This is a genomic window from Novipirellula galeiformis (assembly GCF_007860095.1).
Classification (GTDB): domain Bacteria; phylum Planctomycetota; class Planctomycetia; order Pirellulales; family Pirellulaceae; genus Novipirellula; species Novipirellula galeiformis.
This window is the reverse complement of the sequence record NZ_SJPT01000003.1, coordinates 799188-814940: the sequence shown is the minus strand read 5'-3', so window position 1 is coordinate 814940 and position 15753 is coordinate 799188. Positions and strand designations below refer to the sequence as shown.

General features: G+C 56.3%; 11 protein-coding genes. 3 read left to right on the top strand and 8 right to left on the bottom strand.

Features of this window, described 5'->3' with window-relative positions; translation table 11 throughout:
- Positions 1-31: 31 nt before the first annotated feature.
- The 3 genes from Pla52o_RS10880 to thiD all read right to left on the bottom strand — a co-directional run bounded on the left by Pla52o_RS10880 (position 32) and on the right by thiD (position 2991).
- Positions 32-1156: an NAD(P)/FAD-dependent oxidoreductase gene (locus Pla52o_RS10880; RefSeq protein ID WP_197169162.1), complete on the bottom strand. Its 1125-nt coding sequence runs from the start codon at positions 1154-1156 to the stop codon at positions 32-34.
- Positions 1153-1998, bottom strand: a complete 846-nt coding sequence (locus tag Pla52o_RS10875) for a methyltransferase domain-containing protein (RefSeq protein ID WP_231612251.1) — start codon at positions 1996-1998, stop codon at positions 1153-1155. Before Pla52o_RS10875 ends, Pla52o_RS10880 begins: the two co-directional genes overlap by 4 nt.
- A gap of 222 nt (positions 1999-2220) precedes the next feature.
- Entirely contained in the window at positions 2221-2991 is a 771-nt protein-coding gene (gene thiD, locus Pla52o_RS10870) for a bifunctional hydroxymethylpyrimidine kinase/phosphomethylpyrimidine kinase (protein ID WP_146594599.1), read from the bottom strand.
- Between the two features lie 341 nt (positions 2992-3332).
- Here thiD and Pla52o_RS10865 point away from each other — a divergent pair, with 341 nt between their 5' ends.
- The gene (locus Pla52o_RS10865) at positions 3333-4739 is read left to right on the top strand and encodes an L-serine ammonia-lyase (RefSeq protein WP_146594598.1); all 1407 of its coding nucleotides are present in this window, start codon (positions 3333-3335) and stop codon (positions 4737-4739) included.
- A gap of 156 nt (positions 4740-4895) precedes the next feature.
- The gene (locus Pla52o_RS10860) at positions 4896-6485 is read left to right on the top strand and encodes an aspartate:alanine exchanger family transporter (protein WP_146594597.1); all 1590 of its coding nucleotides are present in this window, start codon (positions 4896-4898) and stop codon (positions 6483-6485) included.
- 111 nt (positions 6486-6596) lie between these two features.
- On the opposite strand, the gene Pla52o_RS10855 is transcribed toward Pla52o_RS10860, so the two are convergent.
- The 3 genes from Pla52o_RS10855 to Pla52o_RS10850 form a co-directional block, all read right to left on the bottom strand.
- On the bottom strand, positions 6597-6800 hold the full coding sequence (locus tag Pla52o_RS10855; protein WP_146594596.1) for a cold-shock protein: 204 nt from the start codon (positions 6798-6800) through the stop codon (positions 6597-6599).
- Positions 6801-6967: 167 nt separating this feature from the next.
- Entirely contained in the window at positions 6968-7099 is a 132-nt protein-coding gene (locus tag Pla52o_RS27685; RefSeq protein WP_261343343.1) for a hypothetical protein, read from the bottom strand.
- A 158-nt stretch (positions 7100-7257) separates the two neighbouring features.
- Positions 7258-8556, bottom strand: a complete 1299-nt coding sequence (locus Pla52o_RS10850; protein ID WP_146594595.1) for a DEAD/DEAH box helicase — start codon at positions 8554-8556, stop codon at positions 7258-7260.
- 597 nt (positions 8557-9153) lie between these two features.
- Here Pla52o_RS10850 and Pla52o_RS10845 point away from each other — a divergent pair.
- Positions 9154-10089, top strand: coding sequence for a histone deacetylase family protein (locus Pla52o_RS10845; protein ID WP_146594594.1), 936 nt, complete (start codon positions 9154-9156; stop codon positions 10087-10089).
- A 20-nt stretch (positions 10090-10109) separates the two neighbouring features.
- On the opposite strand, the gene Pla52o_RS10840 is transcribed toward Pla52o_RS10845, so the two are convergent.
- Complete coding sequence (locus Pla52o_RS10840; protein ID WP_146594593.1) at positions 10110-12824, bottom strand: bifunctional acetate--CoA ligase family protein/GNAT family N-acetyltransferase; 2715 nt, start codon at positions 12822-12824, stop codon at positions 10110-10112.
- 644 nt (positions 12825-13468) lie between these two features.
- Positions 13469-15748: a polyribonucleotide nucleotidyltransferase gene (locus Pla52o_RS10835; RefSeq protein ID WP_146594592.1), complete on the bottom strand. Its 2280-nt coding sequence runs from the start codon at positions 15746-15748 to the stop codon at positions 13469-13471.
- Positions 15749-15753 lie beyond the last annotated feature (5 nt).

Sequence of the window (15753 nt, the reverse complement as noted above, 5' to 3'; positions counted from 1 at the left end):
CTCGGCGGTCACGATCTTTAACGTTGTCGCACTAGGTCTTGTTCATGCTTCTTAGCAGTGGCGTCGCTAGGCTTGGGAACCAAGTCAGCGTGTTGGCGGCGATTCGACATACGGTGGGTGAACGCAACGCCGTGGTGACGAATCGACACGTTCGCTTCCTGCTACGCAATAATGTCTCGAGTTTTTGGTTCCACTCATCCCCGACGGTTTGCAGGTGACCCTTTTGGGTCGCGATCAATTCAGCGGCCGCGATTCCCCCTTGCATGCCCCATGTCATCCCTTCACCGGTAAACGGTTCGACGTACCCGGCGGCGTCGCCAATCGCAAGCAACCGTCCGTTACCGGTTTGTCTGGCCCTTCGCAGGGGCGGCGTCGTCATCAGTGTGCTTGGATCCGACAAAACCACAGGGGCGAACTGGCTGGAGGCAAGGATCGATTGCACTCGAGTCATCGGGGTGCCGACGGCGGCCGATGTTGCCCCCGAGTTTAGTGCCGCAGCCACATCGACACGTCCATCGGCTAATTTGACCATGCCTACATAGCCATCCTTGTTACACGCCATGTAGATGACGCCAGGCTCGACGTCTGTCGAAGATGCCATGAAGGAAACCCCAAACGGGCCGCGCGGCATCTCGGTCCATGGCAACAAGTCCTTCATGCCTCCCGTCCGCAAGCCTGACGCAATCACCACACATTCATAGTTCGCCGTGACCGTCGTGGCGTTGTGCTCGAGTTTCACCGAGACGGAGCGAGGATCCACACTCTCGATCCTCGCAGTGCAATTTGTTGTCACCTGGGCGCCGGCTTCGATCGCCGACTCCAACATCAATGGATCCAACACTTCCCGAGAGATCGCCACCCCGGCGGGAATGGCGAGCTCGATGCGTCGACCGCCAAGCGAAGCGGACCAGCGGTTGGTGATTGCGGCGCGTTCCCAAACGCGGTCACGTAGTCCCAATTGCGAAAACGCATGCAGCCCCGCTTCCCCGATACAGCAGCCGCAAACCTTGGGACGGGGAAAGGTCGCTTTTTCAACCAAATCGACCGCCATTCCCAGCGATCTCAGTCGCAACGCGCACGCGGTGCCGGCGACGCCACCACCAATAATCAACACCCGCGAGTCCTTTCGCTGCGATGTGACGGTCGATCCGGTCATCGCGTCGCACCCAAACGGTCCATCGCCACCGTTTTTTCGAACGACGCGATAAAGCGACATGGAAACGCCCCCCGAATCGTAACCGGAACCCCGAGGGCGGCTTCGGCGAGGGTCGAAAACTCATTGCGAGTGTACGCCCCGTGTACGCTGAGCACGGCATCGGTATGAACGACGTGCGATCGAGACAGCAGCTTGGCTGCGAAGGCAACCAAGCCCAAGTTCAGGCTCGATCGCTCAAGATCACAAATGATGACAGCATCGTCGGTTGCCGCATGCATCGAACGCAACAGAAACGTCGCCTGAGGGTCGGCAAGATGATGCATGAACAAGGAACATGTCACGACATCGAACCCATGGGGGAGCGACTTGGCGAGGCAATCCCATTGCTCGGAGCGAACCTTTACCTCGGCCTGGGCGGCTCGCCGTTGCTGCTCCTCGAGCGCCACCGAGCTGATATCGAGTGCAGTGATCTGCATCTTGATTCCCTCTCGTTTGGCGCGTTGCGCCCAATGAACGGGAACGTCGCCCGCCCCGCTGGCCACATCAAGAATCCTCAAGGGGCGAGAGCGGTCTCGAGCGATACGGCGCAATTGACGATACATCACTCCGGCAACACCGCTGAAACGATTTAGCCGTGCCAACCCCGCGAGTGCGAGCTTGTGTTCGCCGCGTGGCAACGCGGGATCATCCATCAATTCAGGTTGTAAATTCCTTTGTAATTGCAACCGTTGCGTCAAACGCCGAGGCGAACGCGACGGAGTTTGGTCCTCAATCGGCTGCTCCCGAGATCCGGTCGCATTCACATCGACAATTGGCCCCACATCGCTTTTGATTTGAGTCACCGAATCCCTTTTTCCATTTTTTCCACTCTCCCAACCCCTTTGATCGCCATGTACGTGCAAGCGAGCGGAGTCAGGCAAGAGACGCGTTCATTCCCCGCAGCACTCATTGGTAACCGCCGTGGTTAGGGGAACGCGACCGTCGAGCATGAATTTCACGAGGCTTGGTCCTTTTGGTTTCAGAACAAGGGATGACACCACACCAAGCCGATCATCGCATTCGAATTACTGTAACAAATTCACAGGACCAAGTCCTTTACCCAAGGACGGTGCAGTGCGAATTGCATCGAGAATGAAGCTTTTGGCTCCGGTGACCGCTTCCCACAACGATTCGCCCTTGGCTAAACGCGCGGTGATTGCCGCCGATAAAACGCACCCCGTGCCATGGGTACTTTGGGTGGGAATCCAGGGGCCACCGATCGGGTATGCCCCATCGCAAGTGACTAACAAATCGATTGATTCCGAGCCAACCCGCCCCCCTTTGACTAGCACATTTTTCGCGCCCCTTTCGCACAGGATCCGAGCGGACGCTTCCATGGTTTCCAAATCGTAAACGTCGATTTCCGCTAAACTGGCAGCTTCCATCTGGTTGGGCGTGACCAGAAAGGCGTGGGGCAACAGCGATCGCCGCAGCATCGCGATGGCGGATTCCTCCATCAACGGTACGCCGTGCTTGCTAATCATCACGGGGTCGACGACCAAGGGAAAACGAAACGACGATGCGCGTGCGGCAATCGCTTCGATCATCGCGGCATTGCCAAGCGCGCCGGTCTTAGCCGCCATCGGCGGAATATCGTCCAGGACAACCGCCAGTTGAGCGAGTGCAAAATCAGGGGTTAGCATTTCGATGGCGTCGACGGTTTGTGTGTTTTGCACGGTCAGCAATGTCACCACGCTCATTCCATAAACTCCGTGAGCATGAAATGTTTTTAAATCGGCTTGCAAACCGGCTCCACCGGATGGATCGGATCCAGCGATGGTCAAGGCAACGGACAAGGGGAGGGGCTCCAAAGTCAACGAGGTATAAAGCGTGATCGGATAGAATGAAAGGTAGTCGAGCCCGCGTTGAAAATCAGGCCCACGCTTAAAATCAGGAACATCGAATCAGGAACACATGGATTCCGTGACGCAGGGCGTTTTCAGAATTTAGCGAGCCGGGCAGGTACCGTCTCTCCCCCCAATCTCACCCTCAAGCATCGCTCGGCACAGGTTGGTGAACAAGGGGCGTGCCCATCTCGGTTACTCGACGAGCACGTATCGGTTACGTTCACTGCCACCATATCGACTTGGCATTGCATTGACCATGATCAAGGACCCCGCACGAGGATTTCGCGACGATGATTAGCATGTTTGAACTGTTGAAAATTGGGATTGGCCCAAGCAGTTCGCATACCGTTGGGCCGATGATTGCAACTCGGCGTTTCGTGACGGAGCTCAACGAGACGGTCGCGGCTGAGCGAGTGGATCGAATCGTTGTCGAATTGTTTGGCTCCTTGGCGCTGACCGGAATTGGGCACCGTACCGACCGCGCGGCGGTGCTCGGATTGTGCGGTGAACATCCACGCACAGTCGATCCCGAATCGATTGACGTGCGCTTTGAAAAAATCCGATCCAGCGGAACGCTTCGGTGGCTTGGAAAACACGAGCTGGACTTTCAGCTGAAGCGGGATCTTGTGTTTCGAGGTGATACGTTTCTGCCCGAGCATCCCAACGGAATTCGTTGCACGGCGTTGTCCGTGGAGGGGGGGACGTTGCTGAGGAAAACCTACCTTTCGGTCGGCGGAGGGTTTGTCGTTGAGGATAAAGAACTTGCGGGTTCATCCAACCCGCTCAGTCGCGAGCAGGACGTTCCCTTTCCGTTTCACAACGCTGCTGAGCTGTTGTCGCTCTGCAAACAACACGAGCTCACGATTAGCGAGCTCGTGCAACAAAATGAACTCGCTATTGGAACCGCAGCGGAAATCGAACAACAACTCGAAGACATCTGGCAAGCGATGAAGCACAGTATTGAAACCGGTTGTCATCGGGAGGGTGTGTTGCCGGGAGGGTTGAACCTGCGTCGTCGCGCGCCGGGAATCTATCAAAAGCTAATGATGCATTTGCGTTCGGGTATCGACAATGTTGCCGCCAACTTGGCAATCGATCCGTTGATGAACATCGATTGGGTGACCCTCTTTGCACTGGCGGTCAATGAGGAAAACGCAGCCGGAGGACGCGTCGTGACTGCACCTACCAACGGCGCTGCGGGGGTAATCCCTGCAGTGTTGGCGTTTTACGATCGCTTCACTCCGAACGTCAGCCGCCAAGCGATTCACACGTTTTTGCGAACCGCCGCGGCGATTGGCATGCTTTACAAACGCAACGCGTCTTTGTCCGCAGCGGAAATGGGCTGCCAGGGCGAAGTCGGCGTTGCTTGTTCGATGGCCGCCGCCGGGCTTGCCGCGGTCATGGGCGGGACGCCGGCTCAGATTGAGAACGCCGCAGAAATCGGCATGGAACACAACCTTGGGCTGACCTGTGATCCAGTCGCGGGGTTGGTTCAGGTGCCCTGCATTGAACGCAATGCGATGGGGGCGGTCAAAGCGATCAACGCCGCTCGGTTGGCCGTTTTGTATGGGGACGGTGAACACTGTGTTTCGCTCGACAAGGTAATCGAGACGATGCGGCAAACCGGCGTCGATATGCAATCGAAGTACAAAGAAACAAGTCTCGGCGGGCTGGCGGTGAATGTTATCAATTGTTAGTGAGCTGTCTTCTCAAAGTCCTGCATGTTGCCCGTAAATGACCTACATCGGTCGTGCGACCGATCCCCAAGTCAAAACACACTCGTAACGAGTGGACGAATCCGCTAGAAACACTCGCTGATTTACCTTTTGTATTCAGCTAGGAAGGCACCCCGGATGACTCCGCTCGTTGTACTACTTTGCATCATTGCGATGGGGTTGGCGATCGGCCGACTGTCGCTGCTCGGGATTTCGTTCGGTACTTCGGCGATTCTGTTCGTGGCTTTGCTCGCGGGCCACTTGGGCTGGACGATTCCCGATGGGTTCGGAACGCTCGGATTGGCCCTCTTTGTGTACTGCGTCGGCATCGCTGCGGGACCGACCTTTTTTCGTGGATTGGCATCACATGGCAAGGTGATGGCCTCTCTCGGTGCCATGATTGTGGTGACCGGGGTTGCAGTCACCTGGGGCTGTGCCAAGCTTTTGGACCTGCCCGGGGACTTGGCAGGCGGTTTGATGGCCGGGGCGATGACCAGCACTCCGGCGCTTGGAGCGATCAGCGAATCGGTGGAGGATCCCGCCGCGGTCGCGGTCGGATTCGGGGTCGCTTATCCCGTTGGGATCATTGCAGTCGTCTTGTTTGTGCAGCTCGCATTCAAATGGAACTCGCCGGAATCGATTGCCCCGGCGGCGGCGGGCAGCGATTCCGATGCGCGGCAGGGGACGTCAATCCAGCGGCGATTGGTGGAGGTCGTCAATCCCGGAATCGTGGGAAAACGACCAAGTCAAGTCGAGGTGCTATCCGATTCTCGCTGCCAAATTTCGCGGGTCTTAGTCGACTCGAGATGGACACCGACGCCACCGGACTATGGATTCGCCATCGGTGATCGCGTGATGTTGCTTGGTGAGTACTCCGAGGTCGCTCGCGTCGCTGAAACGCTCGGTGTTTTGCATGAAGGAGAAGACGCCGTTCTCGATGCCGATCGTGAACGTAAAACAGTGGTCGTCACCTCGCCGGAGATCTATGGGCATACGCTCAAGTCGTTGAAACTTCGCTCACGCTACGGGGTCACGGTCGCCAGAATCCGCCGTTACGAAATCGAGTTTGTCCCTTCCTCGCAAACCCGAATTTTATTCGGTGATCGGTTAACGTTGGTCGGCGAGTCCGCCAACCTTTCCCGCATCGCATCGATCGTCGGACACCGGCCTCGTACCTTGAATGAAACAGACCTGTTGTCGGTCGTTCTTGGGATCGTCGCGGGGATCTTTATCGGAAACGCCACTTTGGATCTGTCGGGGGTATCGATTTCACTTGGAATCGCCGGAGGACCGCTGATCGTTGGGCTGTTGCTGGGACACTTTCGGAAAATCGGTCCCGTGCGAGGTGCGTTCCCAGCGGCGGCGATGCTCTTGATGACCGAAGGGGGATTGGCATTGTTCTTGGCTGACGCCGGAATTAAAGCTGGCGAGAACGTGGGCCCCGTATTGGCCGAACATGGGGCGACGCTCGTCATTGCGGCGACGGCGATTGTCGGCATGCCGCTGCTGGCTGGCTTCGGTTTGGCAAAATTCGTCTTTCGTTTATCGTTCTTGCAAACGCTTGGTGCGACTTGCGGCGGAATGACATCGACACCGGGGTTGGCGGTTTTGACCGGTGCTACCGAATCGAGTCAACCGGTGACGAGTTACGTCGCAGCCTATCCGGTTGCCTTGGTGCTGATCACCCTGTTGGGGCCTTTGTTGGTCAAGTTGTTGAGCTGGATCTGATCCGTGCGGGCAGGGTGTGCACGATGAGAAGCTACGGATCGGCGCATAAAAAAAGCACTGAGAGCTTTGCAGCTCTCGGTGCCTATTTTAACAATCGACTGAAGCGATCAACTAGTCTTCAAGTAGTTGAACATTTTCAGCGCGAGGGCCTTTCGGTCCGCTTCCAACGTTGTACGAAACGAGTTGACCTTCACGAAGGTCGTCGTAGTTGACGCCTTCCAAAGCCGAACTGTGAAAGAACATGTCGCTACCGGAATCTGTTTCAATGAAACCAAACCCCTTATCAGTAACTCGCTTGATTTTGCCTTCTGCCATCTCTTCTCTTCCAATACTCTCAAAACAATTGTGCCGTTCTCAATCACAGGAAACGTTCTCGCGAATTGAACTGCACCGGGGTCTACTTTAGTGACTCCATCCGAGTAGGTAAATTACCATCCCTGGGCGGGGTCGATTATATCAAATCTATTCGTCTGATGCTGCCATTAAATGTCGATATCGGAATCTTCCTGGGAATCTTCGTCTTCAACAACGACGGGGACGACACCGTTTTCCTGGTCAAGTTTACGTTGGGCACGTCGGTTCAGCTTTTCCTGAGCCTTGTACTTCTTTTCCATTTCGCGTTGTCGTTTAGCGAATGTATTTTGATTTTTTGCGATAGTCTCTCTCCCTAAAGGATCGTTTTCTCGTCCAGCTTCGGCAGCGTGTGCCGAAGGCGAATTAGCCTGTTTTGCCGTGTATTTCGCCAACAAGGCGACCGGCTTACCCGGCGAACTTAGTTGATTTGCTTGGCGCGTTGCTTGCGTCGGGGGCGACGTCCTGCGTTACTTTGCTCGCCCGAGGCACCGTAATTCCCGCCTTTGCCGCGACCGCCGCCACGATAGGGGGAGCGCCGTGCACCCTTGGATTGCGGGTTCTTCGGGGCATTGGGATCACGTGGCTGTTGCGGAGGTTGGTCCGGCGCCAGCGGCAATTTCATCCCGATAAATTTTTCGATTTCTCGGAGTTCGCCCCGCTCGGCGTCACTACAGAACGAAATTGCGATCCCTTCGGCACCCGCTCGACCGGTGCGACCGATGCGATGCACGTAGCTCTCAGGCTCGTTGGGAATGTCGTAATTCACCACATGGGTGACGCCATCAATGTCGATGCCGCGAGCCGCAACGTCAGTAGCGACAAGCACTTGCACCTTATTGCGTCGGAACGCTTCGAGGGCTCGTTGGCGTGCACTTTGTGATTTGTTGCCGTGAATCGCGACGGCTCGGATGCCGTTGTTATCGAGTTTCTCGGCCAACACGTTTGCGCCACGCTTGGTGCGAGTGAAGACAATCGCACGACTGGCACTCTCGCCCCCAATGATTTTTTCCAACAACTTCTGCTTTCCGCCTTTTTCGACGAAATACAACTGTTGCTCGATCCGTTCCACACTGGTGGACTTTGGCGTCACGTTCACCGTCACGGGATCCCGCAGCAGGCTCTGTGAAAGGTCGGTGATTTTGGGCGGCATGGTCGCTGAGAAGAACAGCGATTGTCGCCGTTGAGGCAGTTCGCTAATGATGCGGCGAAGTGCGGGTAAAAAGCCCATGTCGAGCATGCGGTCGGCTTCGTCCAAGACGAACATTTCTAGCTGTCGCAGGTCGATGTGCCCTTGGTCCATCAGGTCGATTAAACGCCCTGGAGTGGCAACCAAGATATGGGCACCGCGGTTCAAAGCACGCACTTGGTTGCCTTGGCTGACACCGCCATAAACCAGGACGTGACGCAGACGTAAATGCTTGCCATAGGTGGCAAAGCTCTCCCCAATCTGGATCGCAAGCTCACGAGTGGGGGCAAGGACAAGGACCTGCGGTCGATTGGGAGCCGCTTTGCGATGCTCGGCGCCAATCAGATTTAAGATCGGCAGTGCAAAGGCAGCGGTTTTTCCCGTTCCCGTCTGGGCACACCCAAGCACATCGCGCCCCTGGAGGGCAGCGGGAATGGTTTGAGCTTGGATGGGAGTGGGGGTCGTGTAGTTCTCGTCCGAAATCGCACGTTTCAGGGGGGCAATCAAATCGAGTTCGTCAAATGTCTTCAAAAAAGGGGTCCTTAGGAAGGTTGTTTTTTAAGATCCACCGAAGCCTAGTTGCCCACCCACGGATTGCGGAAAAGGCGTGACAAATGCGATGCATCAATGCAAACGCGTTCATCTCTGAGGGGGGATGGAACAATGATTGTGTGAGACTCCGCCAACTCGAACCAAACTTGGTTGCTTGGTCGCCGTCGGTGAAATCATCTAACCGCTTGTGAAGGCGGTAACTCTGGACAAACAAGAAAGTCACAGAATCCGGAGCGTCAAATCGTCGACGCCGGCAGCTTTCCAGAGCGGTTAACACAACCGATAGTTGGCAGCAATGAAGTGCGACGAATGTGCCGACACCATTTCAACGGGGTAGCAAGAGGGTCCAACTCTGCAATCAGAAATCCCGTTTGGCCGAAAAACGTTTCTTGTTCAAAATGAGACATTCTCATTGGGAAAATCAACGTTACTCGCTTATTCTCGGCCATGAACCGCTATAAATTTTGCAAAATAGAGAGGTTTCAGTGCGAAGTGTACTCGCCACAGGCAGATTAGCCAAGTGACAATCCAAAGAATCTAGGTCCCCAACAGGAATGCCCAAGGAATCTGCGTCCCATGACATTGCTTTATTACGACTATATCTTTCAAGAGCATGATACCGGCTCGCATCCCGAGAGCGCCCTGCGATTAGCGGCGGTGATGCGGCGTTTGAGCTTCCTTTCCCTCGATGCGCTGTGCCAACGCCCTCGCTGGGAACCGGCGTCGATCGAGCAACTCAGCCTCGTGCATACCGCCAAGCACATCGAAAATATCCGTAGCGTCGCCAATCGTGGGGGAGGCGAAATTGATTCCGACACGGTGCTTTGCCAGCGTTCCTACGATGTTGCCGCGATGGCCGCCGGGGCGGTGGCCGATGCGGTGCGGCGAGTCGTTGCCGGCGATGACGTCAACGCCTTTTGTCTGGTGCGCCCCCCCGGCCATCACGCCAGCCAGGATCAAGCGATGGGATTTTGTTTGTTTAACAATGTCGCCGTCGGGGCTCGTGTCGCCACTCAAGTACTGGGGCTCGATCGCGTGATGATCGTTGACTTTGATGTGCACCATGGCAATGGGACGCAGGCGATCTTCTACGACGATCCCCGAGTCGGCTTTCTCTCGATGCATCGAGCCCCCCTCTTTCCGCATACGGGATCAGCAGATGAAACCGGCTCGGGCGCCGCAGTGGGCACCACCGTGAACGTGCCGATATCACTAGGCACTTCGCCGGAGGTCCAAATCGAACGGTTCAGTGCGGCGATGTCCCAGCTTGCGAAACGAATGTCTCCGCAATTGATCCTTATTAGCGCAGGCTTCGACAGCCATCGCCTTGATCCCGTTGGTTCGCTCGGGCTGAACTGCGAAGACTTTACCGCGATCACTCGCGAAATCATCAAGGTTGCAAGACAATACGCCGAAGGCCGCATCGTGAGTGTGCTCGAAGGAGGGTATAACCCCGATGCATTAGCCGAGTGTGTCGGCAACCACTTGGAAACGCTAATGGAAGAGGGCTAACGATCCGGCGATGCTGCCGTTCACAACCTTTTCGTAGCGACCACGACATCTGCGGCAATGGATCGGTTGAGCGTGAACCCGCGATGCGAAAACATCTCAAGCATCCGTCGGTTTTGAGGTGCGATCTCGGCAACGATTTTTTGAACCCGCCACTGCTCGCTAATCTTCAAGCAGTAATCCATCAGTTCGGAACCGAGCCCGCGGCCTTGCCAAGCGTCGCCGACCAAAACGGCAAACTCGACCTCCTGATGATCGACGTCGGCAACCAAGCGACCTACTCCCGCGATAGCCTTGCGTCCATTTTCGTTGACCTCCGCCACGATCGCAATCTCTCGGTCATAGTCATTGAAGCAGAATCGTGAAGCCATCTCGTGAGTGGTGTTTCGGAACATATAGCGGAAGCGCATTTGAATCGATTCCATCGAGCATCCCGAGATCAATTCACACCACATCGGCTCATCCTCAGGCTGAATCACTCGCATCAGCACAGGCGTGCCGTCACCGAGTTGCGATTCGTGCGTGAATTGAGTCGGGTAAGGACAAATCGCCAGGTGCGAATAGGGGGCTGGCGGATTCAGAACCGCAGCGCGTTGCAAGACAATTCGTGCATCGAGGGCGACCACCTCGGTCGGAGTAGCAAGCAGTGGATTGATATCGAGTTCCAAGATCTCGGGGGCATCAGCCACCAGATAGCTAATCCGCATTAACACTTCGACCAATTGATCGAGATCGACCGGATCTCTTCCGCGATAGGCACCCAGCAATGGCCAAGCACGCAAGGACTCTAGCATCCGGCGAGCCAAGCGTTCGCTCAGTGGCGGCAACTCAAAGGTGCGGTCCCATAGCAATTCGGTGGCGGTGCCTCCGAGTCCTACCATTAATACCGAGCCAAATACCGGACCACGCTTCGCGCCCACAAAAAGTTCTCGTCCCCAGGGGGCGACGGTCATCGGTTGGACCGTCACTCCGTCGATCACCGCGTCAGGGCGTTTTTGTTTTGCTTTTGCTACGATCGAATCAAAGGCGCGAGCGACGGAATCGCGATCAATCAAATTCAAGGCCACGCCCCCAACATCGCTTTTGTGCACGATCGAGGGCGAACAGATTTTCATGACAACGGGATAGCCGATGAGTTGGGCGATCTCCATCGCTGCTTCTTTGGTACCCGCCACCACGGTGGGGCAAACGGGAATGTCATAGGCCTCCAGCAGGGCTTTTGAGTCGCTTTCGGAGAGTATTTCATTGCCATCCCGATGGCCGTTTTGGACTGTCACGCTTTCGCGAAAAATCGTCCTCAACCGATCGCGATCGATACGAAAGCCCAGCGGAACCGAGCGAGGGGTTTCGTACAACATGCTGCGATTTCGCGCGTATTGAACCAAGTACATGAACGACGCGACCGCTTTTTCCGGCGTCGCGTAAGAAGGCACGCCCGCTTGGCTAAAATGTTCGATCCCCGCTTGGACTCGCGTGCCTCCCATCCACGCCGTTAGCACAGGCTTGCGCGATCGATTCGCAGCCTTGATCACCGCGTCCGCGGTTTCAAGTGGCTGCGTCCAGATCTGTGGCGACAAAATCACCAACACCCCGTCGACATTTTTGTCGGCCAGCGCAATCGCCACGGCCTCGCCAAAGCGATCGGCGTCGGCGTCACTCAAAACATCGATAGGATTTCCATGCGACCACGCTTCGGGTAGTAGGCCATCGAGTTTCTGGATGCTTGCGTCGGAGAGTTCCGCAAGCGTCCCTTTTCGCTGCAGCAACGCATCGGTTGCCATCACTCCGGGGCCACCTGCATTGGTGACGATGGCAAGCCGAGGGCCTGCGGGGGCTTCTTGGCCCGCAAGCAGTTCGGCACAATCAAATAAATCCGCGAGCTCCCATACCCGCACCGCTCCGGCACGCGTCAGTGCTGCTTCGTAGGCATTGTCTAATCCGATCATGGCACCGGTGTGCGTTGCCGCTGCTTTTTCCGATGCGTCAAAACGACCCGCCTTATAAACGATGATCGGTTTGCTGCGGGTGAACGCTCGCGCGGCCGACATGAATTGACGCGCATGCGAGATCGATTCCACATACAAGATGATCGAATCGGTCCACCGATCGGAAGCGAAGTAATCGATCAGATCGGCCACGCCGATATCAAGCATGTTTCCAACCGACACGAAATGCGAAAATCCGATGCCCTCTTTCGCAGCCCAGTCCAGCACCGATGCACAGAGCGCACCCGACTGAGAAATAAACGCGACTCGGCCTGGGGTGACGCCGTCGGCAGCAAAGCTGGCATTCAGCCCGTGGTAGGGTGACATCAATCCAAGCGAATTAGGTCCCAGGATGCGCATGCCTTCGAAGCGTTTTGCTGAAGTGCGAATCTCCGCTTCAATTCGTTCGCCATCAAGGCCGATTTCACGAAACCCCGCTGACAGGATCACCACCCCGAGAATGCCCGCTTCGCCACATTGCCGAACCACCTCGGCAACCGTCGCCGCCGGGGTGCATATCACGGCGAGATCCACCACCGCCCCAGTCGCTAACGGCAGTTCGCTCAGTGAGGGAAAGCAGCGGTGCCCTGCGAGCTCGCTGTGCTTCGCATTGACCGGGTAAAGCTCTCCTTGGAATTGCCCCTCGATTAAATTCTGTAGCACTCGTTGGCCGACGCTCCCAGCACGGTTGCTGGCACCGATAATGGCGATGCTCGTGGGCGTAAAAATCTTCGAAAGATTGCGAATCGGCATCCACTGTCCTGCCGGATAAAAACAAAGCGAGAATGAAAACGTCGTCTACGATATCCATCATACCGGCGCGTTCAACCGTGTGGTGCCGGTGGCGCAGGGAAAGGATCGCTCCGAGAGAAATCGGGATGCAGCTAGCCGCGCAAAAGCATCGCCAATTGGGAATCAACGCCGCCTAGGTTTAAGCGACGCCATGAAAGCAAACGCTACGCAGGGAGGCGTCCCCGCAGGATCGGAGGCCATTCTTGGGACAGGGCGCAATTAAGCAAATTGGCGCGGAATGAAGTCTAGAGCAATTTGAGAAATGACGTAGCAAAAAAGTAGCTGCGCTCGCCAGGCGTGGTCCACCGTCTGGCGACGGTAGCTACATCAAAGATGAAAACGCACTAGCTCCGCAGGTCGCCCCAGGTCGCCCCAGGTCGCACGGGTAGATGGCGTGAGCCGAGAGGCAGCAAAGTGCTTGCTTGGGGAGGGGGGCGTCGTCGGGGTAAATTGGTTCATTTTCACCCGTTTAGAAACGAGGTGACGATGAAAAAAAAACAGCGTGTGATTCACTGTGAATCACACGCTGTTTCGTTAGGAATTGTGCTAAGGCGTTGGTGCTACCGAGTGTTTCTACTTAGATAGCAATCGCCCATGTTGGCAGCTTAGCGTCGGCCACCGCCGCCGCCACCGCTACGTCCGCGGCCACCACCACCGCTTCCGCCGCTTCCACCACGACGACGGCGTGGGCGATCTTCATCGCTGCCGCCACGATCATCGCTGCCGCGATCGTCACTGCCACGGTCATCGTCGTCGCCTTCGACGGCCGAGGCCAGTTCATCTTCTTCGCCAAGTTCTTCGAGAGCACGGCGTCGGCTCAGTTTTACGCGATCATGCTCGTCGACATCGATAACCAATACCTTCATCGCATCGCCCACCGCAACGACTTTGTCGATGCTGCTGATGTAACCGGTGCTGATCTCGCTGATGTGGCAGAGGCCGTCTCGTCCTGGCAAGATTTCTACGAACGCTCCGAAGTCCTTGATGCTGCTGACCACGCCGTCGTAGATCTTTCCGATCTGGACCGTTGCGGTGCACGCTTCGACTTGACGCATCGCTTCGGCAGCCGATTCCTTGTTGGAGCTGGCGACCAAAACGGTACCGTCGTCATCCACTTCGATAACACATCCGGTGGACTCTTGGATGCCGCGGATGTTCTTTCCGCCGGGGCCGATCAGAGCACCGATCTTGTCCGGAGCAATCTTGGTGCGAAGCAGGCGTGGTGCCGTTTGCGCGGTTTCACGTCGAGGGCGTTGGATCGTGGTCAACATCTTGCGCAGGATCTCGATGCGGGCTTCGCGAGATTGCTTCAAGGTGGCACGGATGACGTCGTCGCCGATTCCTGTGACCTTCAAGTCAAGCTGGATGCCGGTGATCCCGTTCTGGGTTCCCGCAATCTTGAAATCCATGTCGCCGAAATGATCTTCGGTGCCCAGGATGTCGGTTAGCAAAACCCAGTTGTCAGGGGAGCTTTGGACCAAACCGATTGAGATACCCGCTACGGGGTTGCTAATCGGAACGCCCGCCGCCATCAAGCCAAGCGTGGCTCCACAGATCGACGCCATCGAGCTACTTCCGTTGGATTCTAGAATGTCACTGATGACACGAATCGTGTAGGGGAAGTCTTCCGCGGCTGGCAATACAGGTGCAACGCTACGCTCGGCCAAGCAACCGTGTCCAATTTCGCGACGGCCTGGGCCACGAATCGGGCGACATTCGCCAACGGAGAAGGACGGGAAGTTGTAGTCCAGCATGAACTTTTTGCTGTACTCTTCCTGCAAACCGTCAACGCGTTGCTCGTCACGAGCGGTTCCCAGGGTGATGGTGATCAACGCTTGGGTTTCGCCACGTTGGAACAACGCCGATCCGTGAACGCGTGGAAGCAGGTCGGTTTCACAGTAGATTTGACGCAAGCTGTTGTTGTCGCGTCCGTCGGGGCGGGTGCCGGCAAGAATCAGATCGCGAACGACCTTTTCTTCCAAGTCGTGCCAAACCGACTTGAAGCGATTGGGGCAAATGGCTCCATCCGCCTTCGGATCAGGAATCACGTCGCTGAGTGCTCGCTCACGAAGGCTGCGAACCGCATCGGCGCGATCCTGCTTTCCGGGAGTGCGTTGAGCCGCGCGGAAATCATCGTAGTAAGCGTCATTTAAACGCGTGAAGAGTCCGTCATCTTCAGGAGAGACGTACTCTTTCTTCTTGGGGTTAACCTTCTTGTACAGTTCGTCTTGCAGGTCGATGACATCGCGAATCACGTCATGGGCAAAATGAATGGCTTCCATCATGTCGTCTTCCGCCATTTCGTTGGCGAAACCTTCGATCATCGCGACCTTGTCGCGTGAACCGCTGACGATCATGTCTAGTTCGCTAGACTCGAGGTCTTCGAACGTTGGGAACGCGACAAGTTTGCCGTCCACCTTGCCAACACGAACCGAAGCCACGGGGCCTTGGAATGGCAGTTCACTGATGTGAAGCGCGACCGCGGCTCCGTTCATTGCCAATACGTCGCCGTCGTTCTGCATGTCGCTGGCGACAACGAACGCTTGAACTTGGACTTCGTCTTTGTAACCCGCAGGCCAAAGAGGACGAATTGGGCGGTCCATCAAGCGGGCGCTCAATGTTTCCTTGGTGCTTGGGCGACCTTCTCGCTTCAAGAAACCGCCGGGAAACTTGCCCGCAGCAGCCAATCGCTCGCGGTAATCACACATCAACGGGAAAAAGTCGAGGCCCGGACGGGGGTCGCTCGATGCTGCTGCCACCAAGACCGAGGTCTCGCCGTATTGAACCATCACACTACCGGCGGCCTGCTTCGCCAACTGGCCGGTTTCGAACGACAACACGCTGCGTCCGATCTTCTTCTCAACTCGAATTTTATTCACAGTCACTTTAA

Coding starts and splice junctions, on each gene's coding strand:
- Pla52o_RS10855 (WP_146594596.1), bottom strand. CDS start 6,800: ATGGCAGAAGGCAAAATCAAGCGAGTTACTGATAAGGGGTTTGGTTTC.
- Pla52o_RS10840 (WP_146594593.1), bottom strand. CDS start 12,824: ATGCCGATTCGCAATCTTTCGAAGATTTTTACGCCCACGAGCATCGCC.
- Pla52o_RS10860 (WP_146594597.1), top strand. CDS start 4,896: ATGACTCCGCTCGTTGTACTACTTTGCATCATTGCGATGGGGTTGGCG.
- Pla52o_RS27685 (WP_261343343.1), bottom strand. CDS start 7,099: ATGGAAAAGAAGTACAAGGCTCAGGAAAAGCTGAACCGACGTGCCCAA.
- Pla52o_RS10845 (WP_146594594.1), top strand. CDS start 9,154: ATGACATTGCTTTATTACGACTATATCTTTCAAGAGCATGATACCGGC.
- Pla52o_RS10880 (WP_197169162.1), bottom strand. CDS start 1,156: ATGACCGGATCGACCGTCACATCGCAGCGAAAGGACTCGCGGGTGTTG.
- Pla52o_RS10865 (WP_146594598.1), top strand. CDS start 3,333: ATGATTAGCATGTTTGAACTGTTGAAAATTGGGATTGGCCCAAGCAGT.